Below are 24,565 nucleotides of genomic sequence, written 5' to 3' on the forward strand. Positions count from 1 at the left end.
CCTACGGGTGACACGGCTCTGACCTCAGGCGTACGAAGCGATCATCCTCGGGGATGACGCTTCGTTAACCCATGGTTTGAGATGATCTGTTGCATGGGTGAGACGGGGGCTGATCAGCACGGAAGGCGCGCGATACTGCGCGCCGTGACGCTGGGCGGTGCCGGCGCCGCGGCGGGACTGGCCGCGGGGGCCGCCATCGATTCGGCCGAGGCGGCGCCGCCCTCGACGCCCCGCTCGGCGCTCGCCGCTCCGTCGGCGGGCCCATGGCGGCCGGTCGGCGGCCACGTCGACGTGACGTGGGCGGTCAACACCTCGCAAAAGCTGGTGGCGCTCACCTTCGACGACGGCCCGATGCCGAACTGGACGCCGATGGTCCACGACATCCTCGACGAGGAGAAGGTCAAGGCGACGTTCTTCCTCGTCGGCCAGCGTCTCGTGCGCAACGCCCGCCTCGTGCACGGCCGCATGGACCGGCACGAGGCCGGCAACCACACGTGGGCGCACCGGGACCTGTCCCACCTGGACCACCAGGAGGCCCTGGCGCAGGTCCAACGGGCCCATGCCGCCATCAAGACGATCACCGGCAAGGAGGCGCGCCACCTGCGCCCGCCGTTCGGGAACATCGGCGGCACGACGCTGAGCGCCGCCGGCAGCCTGGACTACAACCTCGTCCTCTGGTCGATCAAGATGCTGGAGAAGACGTTCGAGAAGGACCCGCCCAAGCTCATCGACTACGTCGTCACCAACACCGTGCCGGGCACGATCCTGCTGGCCCATGACACGGGCAACCCGGACCGCCTCGTCGCGCTGCGGAACCTCCCCACGATGATCCGCGGGTTGCGCTCCAAGGGCTTCGAGTTCGTCACCGTCTCCGAACTCATCGAGGCGGGAGCAGCCGTACCGGGAACGCGGTCGGCATCATGACGGCCGAGACGGACTCCGAAAGACCACCCCGCTCGATCCTCAAGGCCCTGATAACGGGAGTGACCACCCGGCAGCGGGGCCGAGGGGACGACGCTCCGGTGGACGACCAGGCTCAGCCGACGTCGCGGCGCTCTCTGCTCCGGGCGGGCGGCGCCGGAGTGGCGGTGGGCGTCGTCGGCGGCGTGGCCGGCATCGTGGCCGGTGACGGCCTCAGCGCGGCCGAGGCTCTTCCCGAGACCCCCGTCTCGGCGGCGGGGGTGCCCTCCCTGGGGCCCTGGCGTCCCCGTCCGGCGCACGTCGACGTTTCGTGGGCGGTCGACACGACGCAGAAGCTCGTCGCGCTGACGTTCGACGACGGCCCGATGCCGAACTGGACCCCCATGGTCCACGACATCCTCGACGACGCACGGATCCCGGCGACGTTCTTCCTCATCGGCCGGCGGGTGGTACGGCACGCCCGGCTGATCCACGGGCGGATGGACCGGCATGCGGTCGGCAACCACACGTGGGCACACGCCGACATGTCCCGGATGTCGCACGCCGAGGCGTACCGTGCACTGAGCCGTGCCCATGCCGCCATCACCGAGGTCACCGGCAAGGAGCCGGCGATCCTGCGGCCGCCGCTCGGCAACATCGGCGGCACGACGCTGAGCGCGGCGGGCAAGATGGGCTACCACGTCGTGCTGTGGTCGCTGAAGATGCGGGAGGCCGCCCTCAGGCATCCCGCCGGCCGGCTCGTCGACTACATCGTCGACTCCTGCGAGCCGGGCACCATCCTCCTCGCCCATGACACGGGCCACCGCGACCGTCTCGTGTCCATCCGCGGCCTGCCCGCAATGATCCGCGGGCTGCGCGCCAAAGGATTCGAGTTCGTCACCGTTCCAGAGCTGCTGGAGGCGACGGGCTCGGCGCCTCCGGACGCCTGAACCTACGACGGGCCGAGCAGTTCTCGATCGAGGTAAGGGGCGGCAGAGGGAGGATCACCCGGCGGTGGCAATGCCGCGTCGGACAGTGGTCGAGATCTCAAGTCGCAGGTAACCCGACGAATCGCGGTTGCGGAAACTGCCGTTTCGTTTCGGGCCCGATCGGCTCTGCACGCCGCTTTCTAGGGTTCTATTTAGCGGCCCGCGACCCAACCAAGAAAGTCTCTTAGCGCAACCAGTCATGCACTTATAGTAAGGAAGCTCAGGGTCCCGCCGGTGTTCGGAGGCCGGAATGGTGCTACCGGGTTGACAATTGCAGTCCGGAGATTCGATCATGGTGTCAACATCCGGCTGATGTCTTCTGCCGGGCGACGGGGAACTGAGGTAAATGTCAATGTGGCGAGCAGTTACGGTCGCACTAACCGCGACGGCGCTTGGGATCTCGCTCGGCGGCGCCGCGAATGCCGACGAGAAGGCGATGAGAAAGGCTCCCGGGTGCGCCGCCAACCGCTGGTGCATCTACACGAATGCGAATTGGGGCGGCGCATGGTACTTCGCCCGAGACTCGGACAGGAGTCTGAAGAACAACAACGCAAGCGACGGCCACTCGATCAATGACCGCGGAAGTTCGGTGTGGAACAATCGCGACAACCGAGTGGTCCGATTCTACACCGATAACTGGAACTGGAACGGACGTAAGGTCTGTGTACGACCGTACACCGGAATCCGGAATCTGGCCCGATACAAAAAGATGAACGACGCGATCAGCGCGGTTTTGGTCAATCAAACGCTATGTGGATAACACGCGCCTACCGTCGATCGGGACACATGGCCGGAAGGCTTCCAAAATAGGTCGACGCCGCGGTGGCCGCTACATGGCCACCGCGGCACCAGTCCACTCAGGAATGAAAACCGCGGTGCGCGCTTCCTCATCCTTCCTCCTGCGCGACAGGAATTTCGGATTTTATTCCCACCCAGCGATACGTATAGGCGATCTGGCACGATGTACGATCATCGCCGCGCTGGCATTGCTGATGACGGCATGTGGTCCATTCTCTGGATCTGCAGGTCATCCACGCGATGAAGCGATCGACTGGAAGGTTCCCTCCACGCCGGATCCTGGGGCTCGCCAGGAGTTCGTCGGCCTGTACCGCGGCCAGGATGTTACGGCGCGAGCGGAACAGGAGTTGATCAGTCGCTGCATGACGACGAGGGGATACCATTATATCCCATTCGTGAATGCCGCCCATACGGTCGAGTGGCCTGGGTTCAACCCAATCTCACCGTCCCGGGCGCGATCCGATGGCTATAATATCCGGCGACTGGTCGACACGGCCCCCGATTTGAACGAAAAACTCCTACAAACCATGTCGAGCGGCGAGCAGAAAAAATGGAATACCGCTCTAGGCGGCGACGAGAACGGACTCAAGATAGAGGTTCCGGTTCCGGAGGTAGGGGTCGCCATGATGGCCGCCGACGGCTGTGTGACAACAGGCAGAAAACAATTGTACGGCAATCTCCGGCGATGGCTCAAGAATTCCTATTTCGCCGACAATTTTCCCGACCTGGTTACACGACGAATGGCGAGTGACCCTCTCGTTCGAACGCTGGATGCGCCCTGGTCGAACTGCATGAAGTCACTGGGCTTCTCTAACGTCTCCAGTCCGATCCAAGCACGAGAGGCAGCAGAAGCCTTTTATGGGAAACTCGACAGCCGCAAGGCATTCGGAGAGGAGAAACGGCTCGCGAGCGCCGACGCCACATGTGAGGAGAGAGGAGGATACGCGACTCGGCGTCAGATACTGGAAGATAGATATCTGACTGCAGGGTTGCACGCCTATGCCACGCTGCTGGGCGATATCAGGAGAATGAACGATACGGCTCTCACATCAGCGAGGCGTGTGCTTTCCGGAGGCAGATAACACCTGCGCGCCGCGTCCACCTGCATCAGCGGCCGGGTCAGCGGGCGCTGGGGCGCTCGGCCGCGGGCAGCGCGCAGGCCGGGGTGCCGCCCGGCAGCCGGTGCCGGTTGTTGGCGATGAGGCGATACATCCCGTGCGCGATCCAGCGGAACGGCGGGACGCGCGTGATCAGGCCGAGCGGCCGCCAGAACCCGCCGGCGTGGATCAGCAGCCCGGCCACCGCCTGCGCCCCGCCGTGGACCCGGCCGTCCTCGATCCACAGCAGCTCGTACTCGGCGCGCTCGGCAGTCGTGCCCAGCGCCGCCAGGTCCGCGTGCTGGAAGGCGACGACGTCGGCGTCCGTCGGGACCCGCAGGCGCCGGCCCTCGGATCTCGCGGTGTCCCCGATGAGCCGCGCGGCCTTCGTGCAGATGCCGCAGTCCCCGTCGTACACGAGAGTCGGTCGCTCCATGATCCCCATCCTTTCCCATGGGGACAACCGCGACGGCGCCGGTGCCCTTCCCCGCCGGCCCTCCGCGGGCTCTGTGCCGGGAATCCGGGACGACGGTGGAGCGTCGTCCCGGCCGGACGCCGCGCGCCGGTCACCAGGCGAGATCGTAGGCCTCATCGTCCTCATCGGAAACGGGGATCGCGCGGAAACGGCCGTCGTCGATGCGGCCGTATCCGCCGAAACCCGGTGCCGTGTCGGCGATGCTCGGGTCGTAGTAGAGCAGGTGACGCCCTGACGCGTCACTACTCAGGGCGACGCCGGCCCCCACACCAGGCAGCGCGGAGACGGCCTCGCTCTCGGAACCCTCACGGTGCAGCATCCGGAGCACCCGCCCGTCGGCGATCGAGACCTGGCAGACCGACAGCGCGCCGTCCGACCGGGAGTACTCCGCGACCACGGTGACCCGCGTACCGTCACCGTTGATCACGGCCGCCCAGATGTTCCTGAGCTCCCGGGACTGGCGGAGCAGGACCGTGCCGGCACGCAGATCCGTGCTCTTCGACGCGGTGTCCAACATCCTGACGACACCGTTCCTGGACGGCAGGGCGAAGCCGTCGTCCCGCGCGTGGGTGGGCTCCCGCCGCAGGAACACGATCTGGCGGGCGTCGGACGTCCACGAGAGGCTGGAGACGACACTCTCCTGCGGGTCCGTCCACTCCCGCTGCGCACCGGTCCGCAGGTCGACGACACCGATCTTGTAGTAGAGGCGGTCCGACGGGACGCCGCAGGGAAGCACCGCGTAGGCGAGCCGCCTGCCGTCCGGCGAGGCGGCGAGGCCGCCCGGCATCGCCTCCCTGCGCATGGTCCCGCCCTGAACCCGCGCTCCGAGCGGCGTGAACGCGGTGATCTTCCCGGTGGCGGCCACCTTCATGCGGTAGAGGCGAATCACGTTGCACGCGGTCTGCCGGATCGGCACCTCCATGACGAAGAACGTCCGGTCGTCCGGCGCCGCGGCGACGTACTGGAACGTCAGGCCGTGCGACGCCGATCTCTGGTCGTACACCCGCCCCTGGGCGTCCCGGACCTCCACCCGCGACGTCCCCTTCGGGAGCTCGCCGAAGCCGACCGTCGCCACGAGGAACGCCGGGCCCCCTCCGGCCGTCACCGGGTCCGTCGGAGCCCGCCCGCCCACCAGCACGGACAGGACGACCGAGAGGGCCACCGCGGCCGCGCTGATCGCCGGCACCGGCCACGACAGGCGCCGCCGGCGCCTCGGGAGGGACAGCGACCGCACCGTCTCGGGCCGCACCGTGCGTGCCCCCTCGGCGAAGGCCTCGCGGAGGCGCTGTTCGGTCCTGGTCATGATGCCTCCCCGAGCTTGGCGGCGAGCGCGGCGAGCGCCCGCGAGGTGGTCGACTTGACGGTGCCACGGCTGACGCCCATGGCTTCGGCGATCTCGGCCTCAGACAGGTCGAGGTAGTACCGCAGCACCAGGGCCTCCCGTTGTCTGCGCGGCAGCGCGCGGAGGGCGAGGAAGACCTCACGGCGGTCCTCGCCGAGCAGCGCCGCCGACTCGGCGGACCAGATGGGCGGCTCGTAGTGGCCGCCGAAGCGCCGGGCGATCGCCCGTCTGCGCAGCACGCCACGGCAGCCGTTGATCACGGAGGCGCGGATGTACGGCAGGGCGTTGCGGGGATCGCGCAGCCGGTCGATCCTGCGGTGCACGGCCGCGAAGGCGTCCTGGACGACGTCCTCGGCGGTCGGCTGGTCGCCGACGATGAACAACGCCAGCCGGACGAGTCCGAGCTGGTGGTCGCGGAAGATCGTCGTCAGGATCACGGCTGCGCCGTGATCCAGGTCCGACGCGGCGCCCTCCGGTTCCGCCGTGGACGTGGCGTCCTCGGCTTCCGCCATGGGTGTGGCCTCCTCCGGCACTGCCATGCCGCCGGTACGGCCGGGCGGTCCGTGCAAGGCTAGAGGGGCGCCCCACTCCCCCGCGATCTTTGATCCCATACCTCTTACATGTCGGGGATGCCGGATCGGTTGCCCCCGCGCGGAAACTTCTGCCGCGCCGAGGACGCCGGCCCCGTAGGGTGGGCCACCGGCCGAGGCAACCGATCGGCCGCTCGCGCATTTAAAGAGCGTGGAAAACGACATCGTGAGCGTCCTGACCGGCCGGTCGGCCGACCCACCCGACCCCGCCGATCCGCCCGGGGATCTCACCGCGCTCTTCCGGGAACACCACGCCGGGCTCGTGCGCCTCGCCCTGCTGATGGTCGGCGACCAGGCCACCGCCGAGGACGTCGTCCAGGACGCCTTCACCGCCCTGCACCGCCGGCTGCCGCGGCTCGGCGCGGACGTCCGCCTCCTGGCCTACGTCCGCGCGTCCGTGCTGAACGGCTGCCGCATGGTGCTCCGCCGGCGAAGACTCGCGGGCCGGTTCCGCCCTGAGCCGGACCTCGCGGTCTGGTCCGCGGAGGCCTCCGTGCTGCTCAGCGAGGACCGGCGTGAGGTCTTCGACGCGTTGCGCACGCTGCCGCGACGCCAGCGGGAGGCGCTCGCGCTGCGCTACTACCTCGACCTGTCCGAGGCCGAGACCGCCGAGGTGATGCGCGTGAGCCGCGGCACCGTCAAGTCGACCACCTCCCGGGCGCTCGCCGCGCTCGCCAGGAAACTCGGAGGCACCCCATGACGGACATCGAGAACCGGCTGCGCGACGCGTACGGTGCCGCGACGAGCACCGTACGGCCCGAGGCCATGCGGCCATTGGCCGCTCGCCCGGCCCGGCGCGCGAGGTCGCCCTGGCTCACGCCCGTGGCCGTGGCCGCCACCGTGGCGCTCATCGTCACCGGGACGGTCCTCCTGACCACGCGTGAGGAACGCACCGGCCTATCGGCCCCCGCCCCCGCCTACGCGGTCGCCCTCATCGATGAGGGCAACGGGCACCCGTCCCACGCGGTGGTGCTGGACACTCGGAGCGGCCGCGAGGTCGCCGCAGTTCCCGGGACGTACGCGGATGGATCCGTGGCCGCAGCGGGCGACACGGGCACCTTCTTCCTGACCAGGCGTGAAGGCGACTGCGCGACAAGGGTCTACCGAATCCGGGTTCGCGGTGACGGCTCGGTGAGCCGGCCCGAGGCACTTCCCGGGGCGCCACTCACCGGAGCCGCGCCCAGTGGAGACCTTGGGGACTGGACCCAGCTCGCCGCAACCCCGGACGGGCGCCGTCTGGCGTTCGGAGGCGTCTGCGGGGCCAGCGGCCGTCTCGTCGTCATCGACGTCGACACGGGCCGGCAGCGCGTGTGGACCGTAGGGACCGGGGCCCCTGACGGCCGGGACCCTCGGCAGCCGGTGTGGGCGCCGGACGGCCGCACGATCGGTTTCCGGTACGAGCAGGCACCGAACCGCGACATCCGGTCGATCGACGCCGACCAGGCAGGCACCGGGCGGCTCCTGACGGACTCCCGCCTTCTGCGCCCGCAGAACATGAGTAAGGAGCTCAAGGACCGCCGGTTCAACCACGGCGCGATCGACGCGTTCGCCTTCAATCCCGACGGAACGCTGACCGCGCTCGTCCAGCGGTCGAGCGACAGATCCTTCGAAGGCCAGTCCGGGCTGCTCCGGCTCACGGCGGCCGGAGCGCCCATCGGTCGTGCGACGTGGTTGCCTGACCTGGCCATCAGTGGACTGCTGCGAATCGATCCGTCCGGCGAGCACTTCCTCACCATCGAGAACGGCCGAATCTCGCGGATGGAGCGCGGCCGGTTCTCCTGGCTGAGCGGAAAGAGGTCTTACTACGACGTCGCCTGGTGACGTGCGTTGCCTCGTGTGGGTCGGCGGTCCGCACGAGATCGATGGCTCAGTCGTGGGGCCAGGCGTCGGCGATGATCTGGCGGGTCTCGCGCAGGAGCTGGGGCAGCACCTTCGTCTGGCCGATGACCGGCATGAAGTTGGTGTCCCCGCCCCAGCGCGGGACGACGTGCTGGTGGAGGTGGGCGGCGATGCCCGCGCCGGCGACCGTACCGAGGTTCATGCCGACGTTGAACCCGTGGGCGCCGCTCGCCTTGCGCAGCGCGGTGATGGCGCACTTCGTGAGCCGGGTCAGTTCGGCGGTCTCGGCCTCGTCCAGCTCGGTGTAGTCCGCGACGTGCCGGTAGGGGCACACCATGAGATGACCGGAGTTGTACGGGTAGAGGTTGAGGACGGCGAAGGTGCTCTCCCCGCGCTGGACGATCAGCCCGTCCTCGTCGTTCATCTTCGGGATCTCGCAGAAGGGGCAGCCGTCGTCCGCTCCCTCGCCGGTGGGCTTGCTCTCACCCTTGATGTAGGCCATCCGGTGAGGCGTCCACAGGCGCTGGAACTGGTCGGGCTCCCCCACTCCGTACTGTTCCTCACGGTCGGACTCCGTCATGCCAGCAGCATAGGGCCGAGCCCTCGCGGGACCGCATGCGGGCTTCAAACGAGCGCTCGGTTGCCTGCGGTCGGCACTAGGCTGGCGTGGTGGATTTCGCCGAGGGAGAACGGCTCTGGGACCCAGAGCCGGGATGGCTGAACACCGCAAGCTACGGCATACCTCCGGGCCTGGCATTCGATGCGTTGCAGAGCGCACTCGCCGAATGGCGTCGCGGAGCCAACGGCTGGGACAAGTGGGACCGGTCCACTGATCGCGCGCGCGGCGCGTTCGCGCGTCTGGTCGGCGTCGCGCCCGACGACGTGGCCGTGGGTGCCTCCGCCTCGCAGGTGCTGGCCCCGGTGGCGGCCTCCCTGCCGCCCGGGTCGCGCGTCGTCGTCCCTGACATCTAGCACACGTCGAACCTGTTCCCCTGGCTCGTGCACGACCTCGACGTGCGCACCGTGCCGACCGCCGAGCTGCCCGGCGCGATCGACGAGCGTACGGACGCGGTCGCCTTCAGCGTCTCTAATCAGCTTAGGGATCCGTAGTCGTATTGGGTATTTGTGACTGGGGGATCTGCCCACCGGGGTGGGGTGGCGTGGGCGTGCAGGTGGAAGCCTGCGCCCAGTGCCGCTCCCCTGGGCCGGTGTGGTGGCCGGTCCGGTCGGGTGGTGGGGGTGGTTGAGCTGATCGTGTGCACGGGTGTGCGCACGCCCTGGTACCGGCAGGCCGCACGGGGCGGTCTGTGGTCCGTGTGAGCGTGTCCCTCCGGACGCTGACCCGCCGGCCTTTGGGGGCCGGGGGTGGAGGGTGCCCCGCGTCGCCTGGGCGCGGGGCGTGGGGATCTGGGCGGGGTGGGTCCGGTCTTGGACCGGTCACCCCCGCCGGCTGGGGCAGGTGCGGTCGGGGTGATGACCGCACTGGTTTCGAGGCTGTCGACGATGCGGCCGATGGCCATTTGGCCGGTGGCGCGGTCGAGGGTGGTGTTGGCCTGATGGGTCAGCCCGCGGGCGGCGATACGCCGCCACGCGCCGTGGTCGCGGTCACCCTGCCAGCCACACTGCGGGTCCGGGCAGTACGCCCATTTCCACCCGGAGGTGGTGGGCCGGTCGGGGGCCTTGCAGTGCCGCAACGGCAGTAGACACTGCGGGCAGTGCTTGGAGGTGTTGCGGGCCGGGACGGTGACCACGGCGATACCGACCTCGGCGGCCAGGTGCCGCATATTGCCGACAATCTGCCCGCGCACGGCCTGAGACAGGCGCGTGTTCATCGTGCGGCCCATGCCCTTGGCCTCCAGCGACCGCAGATCCTCCACATAGATCACGCTCGTACCCGCGGCGACCGCCTGATCCACCGCCCACCGCGCCGCCGACCAGGCCAGCGCGTCGTTCAGGCCCGACCGGCGATCGGCCACATACTGCCGTTCGGCCTTCACTACAGCGTGTTTCGCGGCCAGGGCGTGGTGCTCGTCGGCGCCGATGAGGCGGGTGTAGGTGTCGGTCTTGGCGTGCAGGTATTCGCCGTGGCGGCGCAGCCGGTGCTGGCGGGCCATCACCCCACCGGCCCTAAACATCGCCCCGGCCCCCAGCGCAGTGATGGCGCCGTCGCCGTGACGGTGCACCGCGCCCGCCGACAGCAGAGTGTTCAGGCCCCAATCGACCCCCAGCGCCGTCGTGTGGCCGGTCCGCTCGGTTTTGGGGACGGCGTGGGAGAACACCAGGTCCGCGTGCACTTTCCTGCCGTGTGGGCGCAGCGTGGGCAGGTGCAGCACCGCATCCGGCGGGACGGTGGACGGCAGCGTGAGCGGGCCGGCCACCCAGGTCCAGTCGGCATACGACGCCGGATCGGGCCGGGTGGGCAGTTGCACGCGCAGCAGCGCCCTGGCCGGGTCATCCTCGGCGCGTTCCAGGGTGGCCTGCTGCCGGTCCACCGCGGCCAGCACCAGCATCCGCGCCGCCCGCGGCGCAGCCTCCAGCTCAAACACATCGACCGGAAGCCGCCCACGCTCAGCACAGAACGCGGCGATCTGCCGTGTGCGCGCCTTGATCACACTGCCGGGCAGACACCGACCATCGGGCACCGCCTCACGAACCTCGTCCCACTCGACCGCCGTCCGCTCGGCCGGGTCGGCAGGCCAGGTCGCCAAGATCCCCGCGACCATCTCGGCACGGTACCGCACACCGCGCAGGGTCCGCCCGGCCTGCTCCTGAGCCATCCGCACGATCCGGTCATTGACCTTGATTGCCTCCGGAGTCACGTCCCAGCCCAGCCTGCGCAACGCCATCCACGCATTCGACGGCAACGCACGGCCCGCCTCATCCACCCCGGCGGCCAGCACAGCCACATCACCGGCGTTCCAACGCTCCGCCAGCAGGCCGGCGACCATCCCCGCGACCAAATCAGCGGCCCAGCCCACCCGCTCGGCCACCACCCGCGCCATCAGGGCCTCACCGGTCTTCTCATCCACCCCGCCACGCAAAAGCACGCGGGCGGACGCGGTCCGGGCGGCCTGACCAGCGGCCAGCGCAAGCTTACGGCTCATGCGACACGACCGGACGACACGCAACCAAGCATGTACGCACAGTAGCGACCCGTGTCCGCATCCCACCCGATGATTCGAAAACCCAAGCGAGCCCAGCCCGTCAGGGCACCGACCGCCTTCCGGCGAAACACCATCGAGCGCACCCCCGCTTTCGCCATCTTGAGCAACCACAGCAACTCGACACCCTCCAGCGACCGCTACATAACATCACGGATCCCTAAGGAAACCCGTGAGCCTGGTCCAGTCGGCGACGGGCGAGGTCGCACCCGCCGACGAGATCGTCGCGGCGGCGCGGGCGCACGGCGCGCTCGTCGTCGCTGACGCCACCCAGGCGGCGGGCCGGCTGCCGATCGGCGCCGGCCGATTCGACGTCCTCGCCGTCTCGGCCTACAAGTGGCTGATGTGCCCGCACGGCACCGCCTTCTGCGTAAGCCCGGCCGTACGCGACCGCATCCGGCCAATCGCCACCAACTGGTACGCCGGTGACGGCGACGCCTCGTACGGCCCGCCGCTGCGGCTGGCGAAGGACGCCCGGCGATTCGACATCGCCGCCCCCTGGTTCTCCTATGTCGCGGCCGCCCCGCGCTGGAGCTGCTCCTGGAAATCGGCATCGGCCCGATCCACGACCACGATGTACGGCTGGCCAACCGGTTCCGGACCGGCCTTGGCATGCCGCCCGGCGACAGCGCGATCGTCACCGTCGCCCTGCCGGGCGCCGCCGAGCGCCTAGCGGCGGCCGGGATCCGCATGTCGGTGCGCAACGGCGCAGCGCGCCTAGCCTTCCACCTCTACACCACCGAGGACGACGTCGACCGCGCACTGAATGTTCTCAGGTGATCCTCGGGCTGCCGCCGGCGCGGTTCGGTGTGCTGAAAGCTCGGCGAACGCCGCGGGGGTCATCCCGTTAAGGGGACGCGGCGGGGCAATTCGGCTCGCCGCAGGGGTGTTCTCCGAGAGTTCTGCACGGTGGCGACCGGAGCGAGGACGGGGCGACATCCGGAGGGGCCGGCGGGCTCGCGGCGGCGATCGGGCTCTGCCGGGTGGGTTGCCCGTCACCGTGCTGGAACGGGCGCGGCCGACGAACTGAGCCGAGGGCCGGCAGAACGCTCGGCGAAGGCCACGCGCGGCCCGCCCCACCAAGGGCAAAACCGGGCAAACCGGGCCGCTGCCGGTTTGTTCCCGAGCGTTCTGCGCGCCGCCCTCCGCCGGCTACACACGTCCGCGTCGGCCGACCGGTGCCTGCACCCGGTCGAGGACGCCTTCGCCGGTGTTTTCAAATCCCTCCCGGCGTGACAGCCCAGGGCACACTGGCCCGCCTGAGCGGTCTGGTTCGGAGTTAGGCGACAGCCTCTCTTCACACCGCGACCGCCAAGGATCAAGCCGCTACGACGGCCACCTCGACGCAGTTACCACCACCGTTGGAGCTAAACGTGCTGGTGCACACCTCGGTAGCGAGCTGCAGGAGGATCTCGCGCTGACGGGCCTCCTCTACGCCGTACAGGTCGATCAGGGCCATGAAGTCGCCGCGTCGGATCGGGTAGACGCCCGTCTCGAAGCGGCTGATCATCGATAGATCTCGCTGGAGGTACTCCGCGGCGTCCTTGAGCGTGAGACCGTTCGCCTCGCGCAGGTCACGCAGCAGGTTGGCGGGAAGGCGGTCACGTTCGGCGAGGGGAACGTCGGGGAGTGGTCGAGTCCGGCGGGCACCGCACGCCTGATGTTCGCCGACCTACGGTGGCTGTGATCGGCGAAAACGAGTGATCCTTGGCGCGTGCTGCGCACTCAGGCACAGCACACGCCAGGGATCGGACGGCCTCAGACCTGGATGCGGCTCTCGGCGGCCTTGACGATCTCCTCGACGGCCTCGTCGAGGGGGACGCCGTTCTTCTGCTCTCCGTTGCGGTAGCGGAACGACACGGCGTCCTTCGCCACGTCGTCGTCGCCGGCCAGGAGCATGTACGGCACCTTCTGCTTCTGCGCGTTGCGGATCTTCTTCTGCATCCGGTCGGACGAGGTGTCGACCTCGACACGGATCCCGCGCTCGCGCAGCTTCGCGGCGAGCTTCTGCAGGTGCGGGACGTGGTCGTCGGCGATCGGGATGCCGACCGCCTGCACCGGGGCCAGCCACGGCGGAAGCGCGCCCGCGTAGTGCTCCAGCAGCACGCCGAAGAACCGCTCGATCGACCCGAACAGCGCCCGGTGGATCATGACGGGCTGCTGCCGCGAGCCGTCGGCGGCCTGGTACTCGAGGCCGAACCGCTTGGGCTGGTTGAAGTCGACCTGGATGGTGGACAGCTGCCAGGTGCGGCCGATCGCGTCCTTGGCCTGGACGGAGATCTTCGGGCCGTAGAACGCGGCGCCGCCGGGGTCGGCGACGAGGTCGAGTCCGGACTCGTCGGCGGCCTGCCGCAGCGCGGCGGTGGCCTCCTCCCAGTCCTCTGCGGAGCCGATGAACTTCTCCGACTCGTCACGGGTGGACAGCTCGAGGTAGAACTCGCTCAGCCCGTAGTCACGGAGCAGGCCCAGCACGAAGTCGAGCAGGCCCTTGATCTCGTCGCCCATCTGCTCGCGGGTGCAGTAGATGTGGGCGTCGTCCTGGGTCATGCCGCGCACGCGGGTGAGGCCGTGCACCACGCCCGACTTCTCGAACCGGTAGACGCTGCCGAACTCGAACAGCCGCAGCGGGAGCTCGCGGTAGGACCGCCCGCGCGCCCTGAAGATCAGGTTGTGCATCGGGCAGTTCATCGGCTTGAGGTAGTAGTCGGCCCCGTCCAGCTCCATGGGCGGGAACATGTCGTCCTTGTACCAGCCGAGGTGGCCGGAGGTCTCGAACAGGTCGCCCTTGGTGATGTGCGGGGTGTTGACGAACTCGTAGCCCTCCTCCTCGTGCCGCCGCCGGGAGTAGTCCTCCATGATCTTGCGGACGACGCCGCCCTTGGGGTGGAAGACCGCGAGGCCGCTGCCGATCTCGTTCGGGAAGGAGAACAGGTCGAGCTCGGCGCCGAGCTTACGGTGATCGCGCCGCTCGGCCTCCTCGAGCATCTTGAGGTATTCGTCCTGGCGCTCGCGGGACTCCCACGCGGTGCCGTAGATGCGCTGGAGCTGAGGGTTCTTCTCGCTGCCGCGCCAGTAGGCGCCGCCGGAGCGCATCAGCTTGAACGCCGGGATGACCCGGGTGGTCGGCACGTGCGGGCCGCGGCACAGGTCCTTCCAGCGCAGGTCGCCGCTCTTGGCGTCGAGGTTGTCGTAGATGGTCAGCTCGCCGCCGCCGACCTCCACGCTCTCCTCATCCGCCGCCGCGCCCTTGAGGCCGATGAGCTCGATTTTGTACGGCTCGGCGGCGAGCTCCTCGCGGGCCTCGTCGTCGCCGACGACCCGGCGGGAGAACCGCTGCCCCTGCTTGACGATCTCCCGCATCCTCTTCTCGATGCGCTTGAGGTCGTCGGGCTGGAAGGGGTGCTCGACGTCGAAGTCGTAGTAGAAGCCGTTCTCGACGGGCGGGCCGATGCCGAGTTTCGCCTCGGGGAACAGCTCCTGCACCGCCTGGGCCATGACGTGCGCCGCGGAGTGGCGCATGATGGCGCGGCCCTCGGGCGAGTCGATCCGGACGGGCTCGACGACGTCGCCGTCGCGCAGGACGTACGCCAGGTCGCGGTCCTGGCCTCCGACGCGGGCGGCGATGACGGTGCGGCCATCGGCGTCGAGCGCTTCTCCGGCGGTGGTGCCGGCCGCCACCACACGCTCGCTTCCGTCGAGGGTGATGCGCAGCTCAGACACGGGAACTCCTCGATGGTCAGGGATGTCGGGATCGAATGCTACCGATTGTGCGGCTCCGGCGGACGCCATCGGGTCCATGGTCGCTCCTCTCGCGTGGCGGGAGCGAGCCGGGAAGCACCGAAGGCCCCGGGATCGCTCCCGGGGCCTTCGGTCGTGCAGGTCAGTGCAGGCGACCGTCGCGCCGGGGCTCGCCCGGCGTCGTCGTCTCGAGTACGGCAGCCATGGATCGAGTGTATCAGCGGCCGATCGCCCGCCAGGCGGCGTGCGCGCCGCCCGAGCGCGGCGCCACGTGCAGCCGCCCGTCCGCGCCCAGGGCGCACAGCTGCGTGCCGTCCGGCAGCGGCGCGGGGGCCCCGACCAGCTGCGATCGGGGAAGAGTGCCGGTGACGGGCGCCTCGCCGTCGAGGTCCGACGCGGCCCGTACGAGGGCGGGGCTGTCCCATACGCCGGTCGCGGCCGACCTGGAGATCATCAGAGTCCGGGCGGTCCACGGCTCGCGGAACATCACCCGGACCTGGCCGGCGGCCTGCTCGGCGGCGAGCGGCGCGATCGCACCGGCCACCGGCAGCGCCCCGGCGAAGGCGAGGGGCCTGCCCTGCTGGTGCTGGCGCCACCACAGGATCTGCGAGCGGGTCGCGGCGAACAGCTCGATCAGTCCACCGTCGGTGACGATCACCGCCAGGCCGTCCTGGACGTCGCCGTACCGGCGGTGCTTCTTCTTCGGCTGCGGCGAGACGACCTGCCGCAGGTCGACGCCCGGCAGGTCCGTCCACGCGTGGCTCCAGCCGCCGGTGCCGAGGAAACGCGCGCTGACGCCACCGCGACCGTTGCGCACGAACACCGCGAGCATCCCCGAGCCGTCGACCACGGCCACCGGGGCTCCGGCCTGGTTGTGGATCTTCGCCGGATCGGGCCGGCCGAGCGACTGCCAGCCCCGCTGGTCGTACGCGACGATCTCTCCGTTGTCGGCGCGCAGGCCGAGGACCATCGGTCCGGCCGCGACCACGGACGGCGCCAGCGGGCCTCCCGGATCGCCGAGCGCGCGAGGGGGCGACCAGCGGCCGCCCTTACGCCGCCAGACGACCAGGCGGCCCCCGCCGACCGCGTACACGGCGTCCGTGGCGGTGAAGCCGGTGCCGCGCGGCCACCGGTAGACCATGCGCGCCTCGTAGGCGTCCCAGTGGGGGTTCTCGGCGTTGATGCGGTAGTCGTGCGCGGAGTAGGCCGAGAACACGCGCTGCTTGAACCCGTTGGCGGTCTCGCTCAGGTTCACCGCCAGGTTGCGGATGTTGTAGTCCCGGTAGTTGACCTGCAGGAGGAGCTGCTCGGGGTGGCGTGCGACGTGGCGGCGCACGGCCTCCCCGGCGAAGCGGGCCGCCGCGATGTGGTCGGGGTGGTCCGCGCTGTACCGCTCGTCCGGCGCGATGTCCTGGGAGCGCACGACGGTCGGCCGGAAACCCTGGATCAGACCGGTGAGCGCGCCGAGGACGTCCTCCCGGCCGAGGCACCGCCGGTACGGCGACCCCACCGGCGCCTGCGTCCATCCGCACTGGTCCGGATGGTGGGCGACGTCCCACAGCTTGCCCAGCGTGTGCCAGCTCAGGCTGGCCCGCGGGTCACGCCCGTCCGGTACCAGCAGGAACACCAGCTGGATGTCCGGCCGGTCGACGAGGGTGTACGACAGCAGCCGCAGTGTCCCCGCCTTGAGGGTCTGTCGGCGCCACCGGTCAGGGACGCCGAGCATGAGGGCGTACGCCGTGCGCGCCCCGCTCTGCCGTTCGGCGACGTAGGCGTTCACGTCGTGGGTGTCGGGCGGGACGCCGGCCGTGCTCTCCCCCGCGCTGAGGTAGACCGTCATGTGCGGCGAGCCTGCGCGCAGCGACTCCGACAGGTCGGGGGTCATGAAGAGCAGGTCGTCGTCCTCGTGCGCGACGATCTGAAGGTAGCGCGAGCGGGCCGCCGGGGTTCCCGGCGCCGCCGCGCCGTGGCGGTCGGTCGGCCCGCCGCTGGCCCGGCTCTCCGACAGCAGGCCCATTCCCGTCCCCAGTCCGGCGGCGGCGACCGCGCCGATCAGAAAGAACCGCCGCCGGTCGACCCCCGACGGAGAAGGCTCCGAGGCGGACGGTTCGGTGGACATGCGGCACTGTCTCCAAGATCGGTCTAAGTGGTGGCGACCGAATGAGTATCGCGGAATGTCGGCACTCCTGTAGCGCGGAACGGGACGCCGAGGCGTCGAGTAGGCTGGGCGCGGCGAAGGGGAGTAGTCCCGCCGGCCGGTCGTCGACATGCTGGAGCGCCTCGCGCTCCCGGTGCCCGGGCCCCGTGACAGGGGTGGACGAGACCTTCGGCTGCCGGTGACCGCTGATCACCGTGAGCCGAGGTCTTCTTCTTGTCTCACGGTGCCCGATCCTTGAGGGAACTCATGCTGCACGTCGTGATCCTGCTGGCATGCGCCGTGGCGATCTACCTGTCCTGCGAGTGGTTCGTCAACGCCGTGGAGTGGCTGGGCGTCCGGCTGAAGGTGGGCCCGCTCGCGGTCGGCACTCTTCTCGCCGCGTTCGGCACCGCTCTTCCGGAGAGCGTCGTGACCTTCATCGCCGTGGTGTTCGGCTCCAGCCCGGATCAGAAGGACATCGGGGTCGGCGCGGCGATGGGCGGCCCCCTGGCCCTGGCCACCGTCGCGTACGGCGTGACGGGTTTCATGATGCTGACGAGCCGCCGGAGGGTCCGGGCCGCCGCCCGTACGGCCGCTCCCGTCGGCGGCGGAACCGCCGCGCCCCCCGACGCGCCGAGCGGCGCCGCGGCCGCGCCGGGTGACGACCTGGGCGACACGGACAAGCTCGCGCGCGACCAGCGCTGGTTCCTCGCCATCTTCGTGGTCAAGGTGGCGGTGGGCCTGGTGGCCTTCGCGTACAAGCCGTGGCTCGGCCTGCTGTTCTTCGCCGCGTACGCCGTCTACTTCTGGCGGGAGCTGCGCGACGGCGGAGAGCACGGCGACGGGGCCGACCTCGAGCCGCTGCTTCTGCAGCGCCGTCGCGAGGTGCCGGCGACGTGGGCCGTCGTCACGCAGAGCCTCGTCACGCTTGTGATCATCTTCTTCGCGTCGCAGCTGTTCGTGCACCAGCTCGACGCGATCGGCCCGATGATCGGCCTGCCCGCGGCGGTCACCGCGCTGCTGCTCTCCCCCATCGCCACCGAGCTGCCCGAGATCATGAACGCCATCATCTGGGTCCGCCAGGGCAAGACGCCTCTCGCCCTGGCCAACATCAGCGGCGCGATGATGATCCAGGCGACCGTGCCCTCCGGGCTGGGCATCCTGTTCACGCCGTGGCGGTTCGACGGCGCCCTGCTCCTGTCGGGGGTAGTGACGATGGCCGCCATGGTCTTCCTGCTGGCCATGCTCCGGACGGGTCGCCTCACCGCCCGGACCCTGACCATGGCGGCCGCGTTCTACGCGGTCTTCGGGCTCTGCCTGATCCCGGTGCTGTCCTGATCGCTGCGCCGCGGACCGGTCGGTGTCGCCCTGCGACCTCCGCGGACGGAGTCAGGACTTGCCGGCCAGGCGGCCGCGCACGTCGTCCATGTCGAGGGCGCGCACCTGCTCGATGAGGCTCTCCAGCGACTCGGCGGCAAGCGCGCCGGGCTGGGCGAACACGATCACGCCGTCGCGGATCGCCATGATCGTGGGGATGGACCTGATGTCGAAGCGCTCGGCCAGGTCCTGCTCGGCCTCGGTGTCGACCTTGCCGAACACGATGTCCTCGTGCTTGACCGACGACTCCTCGTAGATCGGCGCGAACATCCGGCACGGCCCGCACCAGCTCGCCCAGAAGTCGACCAGGACGATGCCCTCGCCGCTCGCCGTCTTCTCGAAAGTGTCGGTCGTCAGCGTCGTCGTCGCCATGTCACTGCTCCTCGATGTCGGGGAAGCGGGACCCCGCCGGGCCGCCCGCCCCCTGCACAACAGAGGAGTCACCTCGGTAATTCCGGCGACGCGCCCGCGCGTGCGGTCCGGCGATGATGGCCACGACCCCCGACGTCACAGCCCGGTTCCCGGTCATGGTCATGGTCATGCCGGAGGCACCCGGGATGCGAAACTCATCGAGAGTCATCACCGGACCGCTCCTGAGGCGCGCCCGTGCCGGGGACGCACCGCGGAGTCGTCAGGAGTGCTCAGCAGCACCTGCTGAACGACGAGTCCGACGAGGAGTCGACCGACACCGAGGCGGAGGCGGCCCCCGCGACCTGCAGGGCGACAAGTGAAGTGACTATAGCCAAAACGAACAGGGCGATGACCCTGCGAAGGTGTGACATTATTTTCTATCCTTTCGCGTGGTTCTGTCATTTTCTTGTAGAGGCGGGCGGGATGCCAGGTCAAGAATCGCTCGGGGAACGGGTTCGTAACTTCCGGCTGCGCAAGCAGCTTTCGCAGGCCCAGTTGGCCTGGCCGGAACTCTCCGACAGCTATGTGTCACTCATCGAAAGCGGCAAGCGCACCCCCGCGCCGAGCATGGTGGCACTGCTGGCGCGCAAACTCGGGTGCTCCGAGTCGTACCTCCTCACCGGCGTCACCGAGGAGACGATCAGCGGGCTCCGGGAGACGCTGGGCTACGCCCAGATCGCACTGCAGAACGGCGCCGCCTCCGAGGCCCGCATCCGCTTCGCGGAGGTCCTCGCCGACCCGGCCCTCACCGATCTCCCCGCGCTCGCGCACGAAGCCCGCTGGGGTCACGCGCTGGCGCTCGAGGCGACCGGCGCGCTCGAGGAGGCGATCAGCGACCTCGAACTCGCCACGCAGACCCTCTCGCCGCTGTCGGAACCCGAACGATGGGCCGAGGTGCACACCGCGCTCAGCCGGTGCCACCGCGAACGCGGGGATCTGGCACGCAGCATTCAGGTCGGCGAGGACGCCCTCGAACAGCTGACCGCGGCCGGAGGTCAGTGGACCGACACGATGGTGATGCTCGGCTCCACCATCCTCGCCGCCTATGAGCAGCGCGGCGACCTGGCCTACGCGCGGCAGCTCGCCACGATGCTCATCGAGCGCGCGGAGGCGATCGGCAGCCCCCGCGCGCTGATGGCCGCGTACTGGAACGCCGCTTGGGTGGCGGACCTGCGCAGCGACGCCCGGGAAGCGCTGAAGCTGTCCGAACGCGCGATCGCCCTGCTCGGTGAGGAGGACGATTCCCGTAACCTTCCGCGGCTGCGGATGGCGTACGCCCACTTCCTGCTACGTGCCCAGCCCGAGCAGGCCGAGCACGCCCGCGAGCTACTGGACCAGGCCGAGCGGGAGATGGACTCCAGCGCCGCGAGCACCGTCGACATCGCGTGGTGCCTCATGTACCAGGCGCAGGCCGAGATCACGCTGGGGCGGCCGGTCGAGGCCGCCTCGCTGGCACGGCGGGCGACCGAGATGCTCGCCGACACGGCGGGGATGGCCATCGCGGAGGCGTACACCGTGCTGGGCGACGCCCAGGTGCGTCTCGGCCTCCGCGAGGAGGCGGTCGCCGCCTTCTCCCAGGCGGTGGAGTACCTGGAGAAGATGGAGGCGCACCGGCCCGCTGCCCGCGCGTGGTTCGACCTCGCCGAGTTGCTGGGGGCCGCGGGTCAGGCCGACGGCCAGAAGGCGGCCTTCCAGCGCGCTCTCGCCTGCATGGGGCTCTGACCTGCGATTATCCAGCGGGCACTCGTCCGCACGGAGCCGGGGCGTTCCCGCCGCCCCGGCCCGTACGGAACTCCACCCGGGAGCCGGGAACCGATCGTCGGCCCGTCGCGTCTGTTTTGTCGTTGATGAGGGTTTGCTCCGGAGAAGCCGGAAAAACCCTGAGGATGCGATTCTCGGAGGAAGACGTGATGGTTCGGCGGATCCGGCTGGCGACGGTGGCGGTCGCGGCGCTCGCACCCGCGTTGCTCACGCTGTCGGCCTGCGGCCACTCCCACCACGTGGTGCACCACCATGTCGTGCACCACCACGTGGTGGTGCACCGCCACCACTGAGCGATACCGCACCGGCCGGGGAACCCCCGGCCGGTGGACGGATTCCCCGATACCTCTTGACGTACGGGCGGAATCGACTCATCCTCGGAGCTTGTTAGGAAACCTTCCTAACAAGAGTCGCCCGGGCACCGGCGTGCCGAACCGGCGACGCAGTCCCCCTCCGAGGAGCCCCGCCATGCTCGACAGAAAGGGCCGGTCGACCGCCCTCGCCACCGCGGTCGCCGCAATGTCGCTCCCCCTCATCGCCATGACCGGCCAGGCCGGCGCCGCTCCGGCGGCCGCTGCCCGGCCGGCCCGCGCGGCCGCCGCCCCCGCGCACCCCTTCCCGGCGCACGTCACCTACAAGACGGGTGTCATGCCGTCCGCGAGCCAGTCCACGCGGGACGCCGCCGTCACGAAGCAGTACGCCTCCTGGAAGAGCAAGTACCTGCGCTCGGCCTGCGGCGGCTACCTCGTCTACGCGACCGATGACGCGCCCAACAAGGGCACCGTCTCCGAGGCGCAGGGGTACGGCATGAACATCGTGCCGCTCATGGCCGGATACGACGCCGACGCGCAGGCGGAGTTCGACGGGCTGTGGCACGTGGTGTCGACCCACCGCGACTCTCAGGGCATGATGCAGTGGAAGATCGACGGCAGTTCCTGCAAGTACGCCGACTCCGGCACCCCGGACGCCGCCACCGACGGAGACCTCGACGTCGGATACGGCCTGGTCCTCGCCGACAAGCAGTGGGGCGGCTACACCAGCGCCGCGAAGGACTGGCTGGCCAAGCTCTACGCCGCCGACGTCGCCCCCGACGGGCATCTCAAGTGCGAGGACGACGGTCCGAACACCGACACCCGCCCGTCCGACCACATGCTCGACCACCTGCGCGCCTTCGCCGCCTACGACACCGCCCACGACTGGAACAAGGTCGTCACGCGCACCGAGGCCGTGATCCAGGAGTTCACCGCGAAGTACTCCTCCACCGCGAACCTGCTGTCGGACTTCGTGGTGAACGCCAACACCACGAGCCCGAAGCCGGCTCCCGCCGACTACCAGGAGAGCCAGCCGGACAACATCGTCGGCTACAACTCGGTGCGCGTCCCCTGGCACATGGGCACCGACGCCCTGGTGTACGGGTCGCCGGTGACCATCGGCGTCGCCACGAAGGAGTCCGCCGCCTACAAGAGTCACGCGGGCGGCGACCCCGCCAAGATCTACCCGCACACGAAGCTCGACGGCACCCCCACGCAGACCGATGACCAGTCCGAGGCGGCCAACGACCCGGTCGGCGTGGCCGCCATGGCCGCCGGGGACCAGGCATGGACCGACAAGCTCTGGAACTTCCTGGCCACCAACCCGTACGGCGACACGTACTACGGCGAGACGATCAAGATGCTCGTCTACATCGTCATGGCCGGTGACTACTGGTCGCCCGCGAGCTGAGACCCGCGAAGCCGCCCGGCCGGTGACCTCTGGTCACCGGCCGGGCGGCGTCCGTCGTGCTGGGTCAGCCCGCCTGCGCGACGCCCGTGCGCCTGAGCGCGCGGATCGCCTTGGCGGCTCCCTCGGCCTTCAGGTCGACGAACGCCGGGGTGACGTCCAGGGGTGTGCGGTAGCCGCGGAGCGTCTTCGGGCCCCGGATGACGGTGCCGTGGTTCACGTCGAACCACGTTCCGGACGGGAGGAACACGTCGCGGGTGACGCCGCCGGTCAGCTGCGGCGCCGCCAGCACCGCCGGGCCGAGCATCCACTCGTCGTTCACCGTGTAGGCCGTGGCGTCCTTCGGGAAGTCGAAGAACAGCGGGCGCATGATCGGGTCGCCGGTGGCGACGCTGTGCCTCACCTGGTCCCAGATGTAGGGCGCGAGCCGGCCGTGCGCCTTCACTGCCTCGCGGTAGCGGTCGATGGTCTCCTGGTCGTACGCGACGGGCTTACCGGTCTTCGGGTCGTTGGTGCCGGCGGGCGAGGTGGAGGAGTACATCAGCGGCATCAGCGACGCCGACTGCGCCCAGCGGATGAGGACGTCCTTCTTCGGCGCGGGCTGGCTGCTCGAGCCGCCGATCATGTCGGTCTCGACGAACGGGTAGCCGATCGTGGAGATCGCGAGGTTCTGGCTGACCGAGGCGGCGAGGGAGTTCCAGCCCGTCCCCTTGTCGATCTGGCGGATGACGAAGCCGGTCTTCTGGGACCCGCTCCAGTGCACCCGGATGCCCGCGCCCTGCAGGTCGAACTGGTCGGCCAGCTCCGCGCCGAGCCGCTGGTAGTCGGCGCGCTTGTAGCCGGGGTCGGGCGCGCACGTGTCGTCGAAGAAGCGGGTGTCGAACTTGAAACCGTCGACCCGGTAGGTGCTCATCAGCTTCTTGAGGTTCGCGACGTACCACGCCTTGGCGTCGGGGTTGGCCAGGTCGACGATGCCGGCGGTGCCGTTCCACCACGTCACGTTGCAGGGCTTCGTGCTGTCGTTCTTGTCCTTCAGCAGGTAGCCGTGGTCGGCGGCGTACTGGTGGTTCGTGGAGTCGAGGTTGATCCAGAGTGTGACCCAGATGCCGAAGTCGTAGCCCATCGCGTGGATCTTGTCCGACATCGCGCGGGCGTCGGGGAAGGTCTTCGGGTCGAAGGTCAGGTTGCCGTAGTTGGACTCCCACTTGTCGTCGAGCTGGATGGTGTGCCCGGGGATGCCGTTGGCGTGCAGCTTCTGGGCGTAGTCGAGGAGCTTGGTCTGGTCGACCTTCGTGTAGAACTGCGCCCAGGAGTTCCACAGCGGCTTCGCGTACTGCGTGTAGGTGGCGTCGCTCTTCGCGGGCTTGCCGACGACACCGGTGTGGTCGCGGTACACCTCGCGGGGGTCCGCCTCGACGAACACCGTCGCGTTGTACGTGCCGCCCGAGTCGATCGTGAAGCGCCCGAGACCGTCGTCGCCGTCGTTGATGGCGACGTCCATGACCTCTCCGGTGTCGACCAACAGGCCCGTGGCGCTGGAGGTGTACCAGAACGGGTCGACCATCTCGTACGCGGCGGGGCCGAACGCGCTGTCGTGCACGTGCCCGGTCTCCAGCGGCCAGGGCTGGTCGACGCCGGGACCGCCCTGCGGGGTGGCCGTCTCGCCGTGGCCGTACCAGTGCCCACCCGACTTCAGGTCGTACGCCAGTCCGAGCCGGTCGGGGCTGCCGCCCTTGACGCTCCAGGACAGGGCGTACCGGTCGGCCTTCGGTGTGAGCAGCGCCTCGGCCGTGACGCCGCCCTGCGTGGTCGCCGCGTGGAGGCGAAGGACACCGTTCTTCCACGTCCAGCCGGTGACCTTGGTCGCCCGCTGCCAGGCCCCGCCCGCGTGGAAGCGGAGGCCGCCGGTGGCGCCGCCCGCCGTGGCCAGCACCGTACGCCCGCGGCGCGCGGTCGTGATGTTCAGGGACCCGGTGGTGATGTCGACCGAGTAGCCGGGCGCCCCGGACGACGCGGGCACCGTCACGGTCACGGAGTCGGAGTCGTGGGTGACGCGCGGGCCGCCGGCCGGCCCGGTCGCGGCCTGCGCGGGCGATACGGCGACGAGCGCGCCGAGCGCCGGCGCCGCGAGGGAGAGGCCGACCCTGGCGAGTCGGTCATGCCATGACAGCACCCGATGCCTCCTTGTGAGGGTTCAGCAGGGCTGGCACCCCGAATCCCGGCCCGTGCAA

The 24,565-nt window shown here is 69.7% G+C and carries 23 protein-coding genes; 12 read left to right on the forward strand and 11 right to left on the reverse strand.

From position 1 onward, the window contains the following. Positions 1-93 precede the first annotated feature (93 nt). The 4 genes from NE236_RS33595 (at position 94) to NE236_RS33605 (ending at position 3,769) form a co-directional block, all read left to right on the forward strand. Positions 94-924, forward strand: coding sequence for a polysaccharide deacetylase family protein (locus NE236_RS33595; RefSeq protein ID WP_252846260.1), 831 nt, complete (start codon positions 94-96; stop codon positions 922-924). After that, positions 921-1,850, forward strand: a complete 930-nt coding sequence (locus tag NE236_RS33600) for a polysaccharide deacetylase family protein (protein WP_252846261.1) — start codon at positions 921-923, stop codon at positions 1,848-1,850. Before NE236_RS33595 ends, NE236_RS33600 begins: the two co-directional genes overlap by 4 nt. Positions 1,851-2,325: 475 nt before the next feature. Then, positions 2,326-2,649: a peptidase inhibitor family I36 protein gene (locus NE236_RS45315; protein ID WP_372494478.1), complete on the forward strand. Its 324-nt coding sequence runs from the start codon at positions 2,326-2,328 to the stop codon at positions 2,647-2,649. 73 nt (positions 2,650-2,722) lie between these two features. After that, the gene (locus tag NE236_RS33605) at positions 2,723-3,769 is read left to right on the forward strand and encodes a hypothetical protein (protein WP_252846262.1); all 1,047 of its coding nucleotides are present in this window, start codon (positions 2,723-2,725) and stop codon (positions 3,767-3,769) included. A 37-nt stretch (positions 3,770-3,806) separates the two neighbouring features. Here NE236_RS33605 and NE236_RS33610 read toward each other — a convergent pair whose 3' ends face one another. The 3 genes from NE236_RS33610 to NE236_RS33620 all read right to left on the reverse strand — a co-directional run bounded on the left by NE236_RS33610 (position 3,807) and on the right by NE236_RS33620 (position 6,113). Further along, complete coding sequence (locus tag NE236_RS33610) at positions 3,807-4,220, reverse strand: thiol-disulfide oxidoreductase DCC family protein (protein ID WP_252846263.1); 414 nt, start codon at positions 4,218-4,220, stop codon at positions 3,807-3,809. Positions 4,221-4,350: 130 nt separating this feature from the next. Beyond that, positions 4,351-5,562, reverse strand: coding sequence for a hypothetical protein (locus NE236_RS33615; RefSeq protein ID WP_252846264.1), 1,212 nt, complete (start codon positions 5,560-5,562; stop codon positions 4,351-4,353). Next, positions 5,559-6,113, reverse strand: a complete 555-nt coding sequence (locus tag NE236_RS33620) for a SigE family RNA polymerase sigma factor (protein ID WP_252846265.1) — start codon at positions 6,111-6,113, stop codon at positions 5,559-5,561. The genes NE236_RS33615 and NE236_RS33620 overlap by 4 nt, the downstream gene beginning before the upstream one ends. 229 nt (positions 6,114-6,342) lie before the next feature. Between NE236_RS33620 and NE236_RS33625 the strand changes: the two genes are divergently transcribed. Together NE236_RS33625 and NE236_RS33630 are read left to right on the forward strand one after the other, a co-directional pair. Then, positions 6,343-6,891 (forward strand): RNA polymerase sigma factor, encoded by a 549-nt coding sequence (locus NE236_RS33625; RefSeq protein ID WP_252846266.1) that lies wholly within the window; start codon positions 6,343-6,345, stop codon positions 6,889-6,891. Continuing rightward, complete coding sequence (locus NE236_RS33630) at positions 6,888-8,012, forward strand: TolB family protein (RefSeq protein ID WP_252846267.1); 1,125 nt, start codon at positions 6,888-6,890, stop codon at positions 8,010-8,012. Before NE236_RS33625 ends, NE236_RS33630 begins: the two co-directional genes overlap by 4 nt. A gap of 46 nt (positions 8,013-8,058) precedes the next feature. Here the strand turns inward: NE236_RS33630 and NE236_RS33635 are convergent, their stop codons facing one another. Continuing rightward, entirely contained in the window at positions 8,059-8,610 is a 552-nt protein-coding gene (locus NE236_RS33635) for an HIT family protein (RefSeq protein WP_252846268.1), read from the reverse strand. A gap of 89 nt (positions 8,611-8,699) precedes the next feature. Between NE236_RS33635 and NE236_RS33640 the strand changes: the two genes are divergently transcribed. Beyond that, positions 8,700-9,002, forward strand: a complete 303-nt coding sequence (locus tag NE236_RS33640) for a hypothetical protein (RefSeq protein ID WP_252846269.1) — start codon at positions 8,700-8,702, stop codon at positions 9,000-9,002. A 119-nt stretch (positions 9,003-9,121) separates the two neighbouring features. Here NE236_RS33640 and NE236_RS33645 read toward each other — a convergent pair whose 3' ends face one another. Beyond that, positions 9,122-11,134 (reverse strand): zinc ribbon domain-containing protein, encoded by a 2,013-nt coding sequence (locus tag NE236_RS33645; protein ID WP_252846270.1) that lies wholly within the window; start codon positions 11,132-11,134, stop codon positions 9,122-9,124. Positions 11,135-11,363: 229 nt separating this feature from the next. Here NE236_RS33645 and NE236_RS33650 point away from each other — a divergent pair, with 229 nt between their 5' ends. Continuing rightward, positions 11,364-11,864: an aminotransferase class V-fold PLP-dependent enzyme gene (locus NE236_RS33650; protein ID WP_252846271.1), complete on the forward strand. Its 501-nt coding sequence runs from the start codon at positions 11,364-11,366 to the stop codon at positions 11,862-11,864. A gap of 645 nt (positions 11,865-12,509) precedes the next feature. Here the strand turns inward: NE236_RS33650 and NE236_RS33655 are convergent. The 3 genes from NE236_RS33655 to NE236_RS33665 all read right to left on the reverse strand — a co-directional run bounded on the left by NE236_RS33655 (position 12,510) and on the right by NE236_RS33665 (position 17,048). After that, positions 12,510-12,776, reverse strand: a complete 267-nt coding sequence (locus tag NE236_RS33655; RefSeq protein ID WP_308209189.1) for a helix-turn-helix domain-containing protein — start codon at positions 12,774-12,776, stop codon at positions 12,510-12,512. A 173-nt stretch (positions 12,777-12,949) separates the two neighbouring features. Continuing rightward, complete coding sequence (gene thrS / locus NE236_RS33660; protein ID WP_372494479.1) at positions 12,950-14,980, reverse strand: threonine--tRNA ligase; 2,031 nt, start codon at positions 14,978-14,980, stop codon at positions 12,950-12,952. A gap of 166 nt (positions 14,981-15,146) precedes the next feature. Further along, the gene (locus tag NE236_RS33665) at positions 15,147-17,048 is read right to left on the reverse strand and encodes a PIG-L family deacetylase (protein ID WP_252846273.1); all 1,902 of its coding nucleotides are present in this window, start codon (positions 17,046-17,048) and stop codon (positions 15,147-15,149) included. A 273-nt stretch (positions 17,049-17,321) separates the two neighbouring features. Here NE236_RS33665 and NE236_RS33670 point away from each other — a divergent pair, with 273 nt between their 5' ends. After that, a complete protein-coding gene (locus NE236_RS33670) occupies positions 17,322-18,404 on the forward strand; it encodes a sodium:calcium antiporter (RefSeq protein WP_252846274.1) in 1,083 nt (360 codons plus the stop codon). Between the two features lie 51 nt (positions 18,405-18,455). Here the strand turns inward: NE236_RS33670 and trxA are convergent, their stop codons facing one another. Beyond that, positions 18,456-18,815: a thioredoxin gene (trxA, locus tag NE236_RS33675; RefSeq protein ID WP_252846275.1), complete on the reverse strand. Its 360-nt coding sequence runs from the start codon at positions 18,813-18,815 to the stop codon at positions 18,456-18,458. Between the two features lies 1 nt (position 18,816). Continuing rightward, entirely contained in the window at positions 18,817-19,023 is a 207-nt protein-coding gene (locus NE236_RS33680) for a hypothetical protein (RefSeq protein WP_252846276.1), read from the reverse strand. Positions 19,024-19,277: 254 nt separating this feature from the next. On the opposite strand from NE236_RS33680, the gene NE236_RS33685 reads away from it, so the two are divergent. The 3 genes from NE236_RS33685 (at position 19,278) to NE236_RS33695 (ending at position 22,337) form a co-directional block, all read left to right on the forward strand. After that, complete coding sequence (locus tag NE236_RS33685) at positions 19,278-20,576, forward strand: helix-turn-helix domain-containing protein (RefSeq protein WP_252846277.1); 1,299 nt, start codon at positions 19,278-19,280, stop codon at positions 20,574-20,576. Positions 20,577-20,764: 188 nt separating this feature from the next. Further along, on the forward strand, positions 20,765-20,908 hold the full coding sequence (locus NE236_RS33690) for a hypothetical protein (RefSeq protein WP_252846278.1): 144 nt from the start codon (positions 20,765-20,767) through the stop codon (positions 20,906-20,908). A 175-nt stretch (positions 20,909-21,083) separates the two neighbouring features. Continuing rightward, positions 21,084-22,337, forward strand: a complete 1,254-nt coding sequence (locus NE236_RS33695) for a glycosyl hydrolase family 8 (RefSeq protein WP_252846279.1) — start codon at positions 21,084-21,086, stop codon at positions 22,335-22,337. 64 nt (positions 22,338-22,401) lie between these two features. Here NE236_RS33695 and NE236_RS33700 read toward each other — a convergent pair whose 3' ends face one another. Beyond that, positions 22,402-24,507, reverse strand: a complete 2,106-nt coding sequence (locus tag NE236_RS33700; protein ID WP_252846280.1) for a glycoside hydrolase family 31 protein — start codon at positions 24,505-24,507, stop codon at positions 22,402-22,404. Positions 24,508-24,565: the final 58 nt, after the last annotated feature.

The organism is Actinoallomurus purpureus, assembly GCF_024055795.1.
GTDB lineage: Bacteria > Actinomycetota > Actinomycetes > Streptosporangiales > Streptosporangiaceae > Actinoallomurus > Actinoallomurus purpureus.

Excerpts from the sequence above, each read along its gene's own strand:
- NE236_RS33595 (WP_252846260.1), top strand. The coding sequence starts at position 94 with ATGGGTGAGACGGGGGCTGATCAGCACGGAAGGCGCGCGATACTGCGC.
- NE236_RS33600 (WP_252846261.1), top strand. The coding sequence starts at position 921 with ATGACGGCCGAGACGGACTCCGAAAGACCACCCCGCTCGATCCTCAAG.
- NE236_RS45315 (WP_372494478.1), top strand. The coding sequence starts at position 2,326 with ATGAGAAAGGCTCCCGGGTGCGCCGCCAACCGCTGGTGCATCTACACG.
- NE236_RS33605 (WP_252846262.1), top strand. The coding sequence starts at position 2,723 with ATGGCCACCGCGGCACCAGTCCACTCAGGAATGAAAACCGCGGTGCGC.
- NE236_RS33610 (WP_252846263.1), bottom strand. The coding sequence starts at position 4,220 with ATGGAGCGACCGACTCTCGTGTACGACGGGGACTGCGGCATCTGCACG.
- NE236_RS33615 (WP_252846264.1), bottom strand. The coding sequence starts at position 5,562 with ATGACCAGGACCGAACAGCGCCTCCGCGAGGCCTTCGCCGAGGGGGCA.
- NE236_RS33620 (WP_252846265.1), bottom strand. The coding sequence starts at position 6,113 with ATGGCGGAAGCCGAGGACGCCACGTCCACGGCGGAACCGGAGGGCGCC.
- NE236_RS33630 (WP_252846267.1), top strand. The coding sequence starts at position 6,888 with ATGACGGACATCGAGAACCGGCTGCGCGACGCGTACGGTGCCGCGACG.
- NE236_RS33635 (WP_252846268.1), bottom strand. The coding sequence starts at position 8,610 with ATGACGGAGTCCGACCGTGAGGAACAGTACGGAGTGGGGGAGCCCGAC.
- NE236_RS33645 (WP_252846270.1), bottom strand. The coding sequence starts at position 11,134 with ATGAGCCGTAAGCTTGCGCTGGCCGCTGGTCAGGCCGCCCGGACCGCG.
- thrS (WP_372494479.1), bottom strand. The coding sequence starts at position 14,980 with ATGGCGTCCGCCGGAGCCGCACAATCGGTAGCATTCGATCCCGACATC.
- NE236_RS33665 (WP_252846273.1), bottom strand. The coding sequence starts at position 17,048 with ATGTCCACCGAACCGTCCGCCTCGGAGCCTTCTCCGTCGGGGGTCGAC.
- trxA (WP_252846275.1), bottom strand. The coding sequence starts at position 18,815 with ATGGCGACGACGACGCTGACGACCGACACTTTCGAGAAGACGGCGAGC.
- NE236_RS33680 (WP_252846276.1), bottom strand. The coding sequence starts at position 19,023 with ATGACTCTCGATGAGTTTCGCATCCCGGGTGCCTCCGGCATGACCATG.
- NE236_RS33685 (WP_252846277.1), top strand. The coding sequence starts at position 19,278 with ATGCCAGGTCAAGAATCGCTCGGGGAACGGGTTCGTAACTTCCGGCTG.
- NE236_RS33690 (WP_252846278.1), top strand. The coding sequence starts at position 20,765 with ATGGTTCGGCGGATCCGGCTGGCGACGGTGGCGGTCGCGGCGCTCGCA.
- NE236_RS33695 (WP_252846279.1), top strand. The coding sequence starts at position 21,084 with ATGCTCGACAGAAAGGGCCGGTCGACCGCCCTCGCCACCGCGGTCGCC.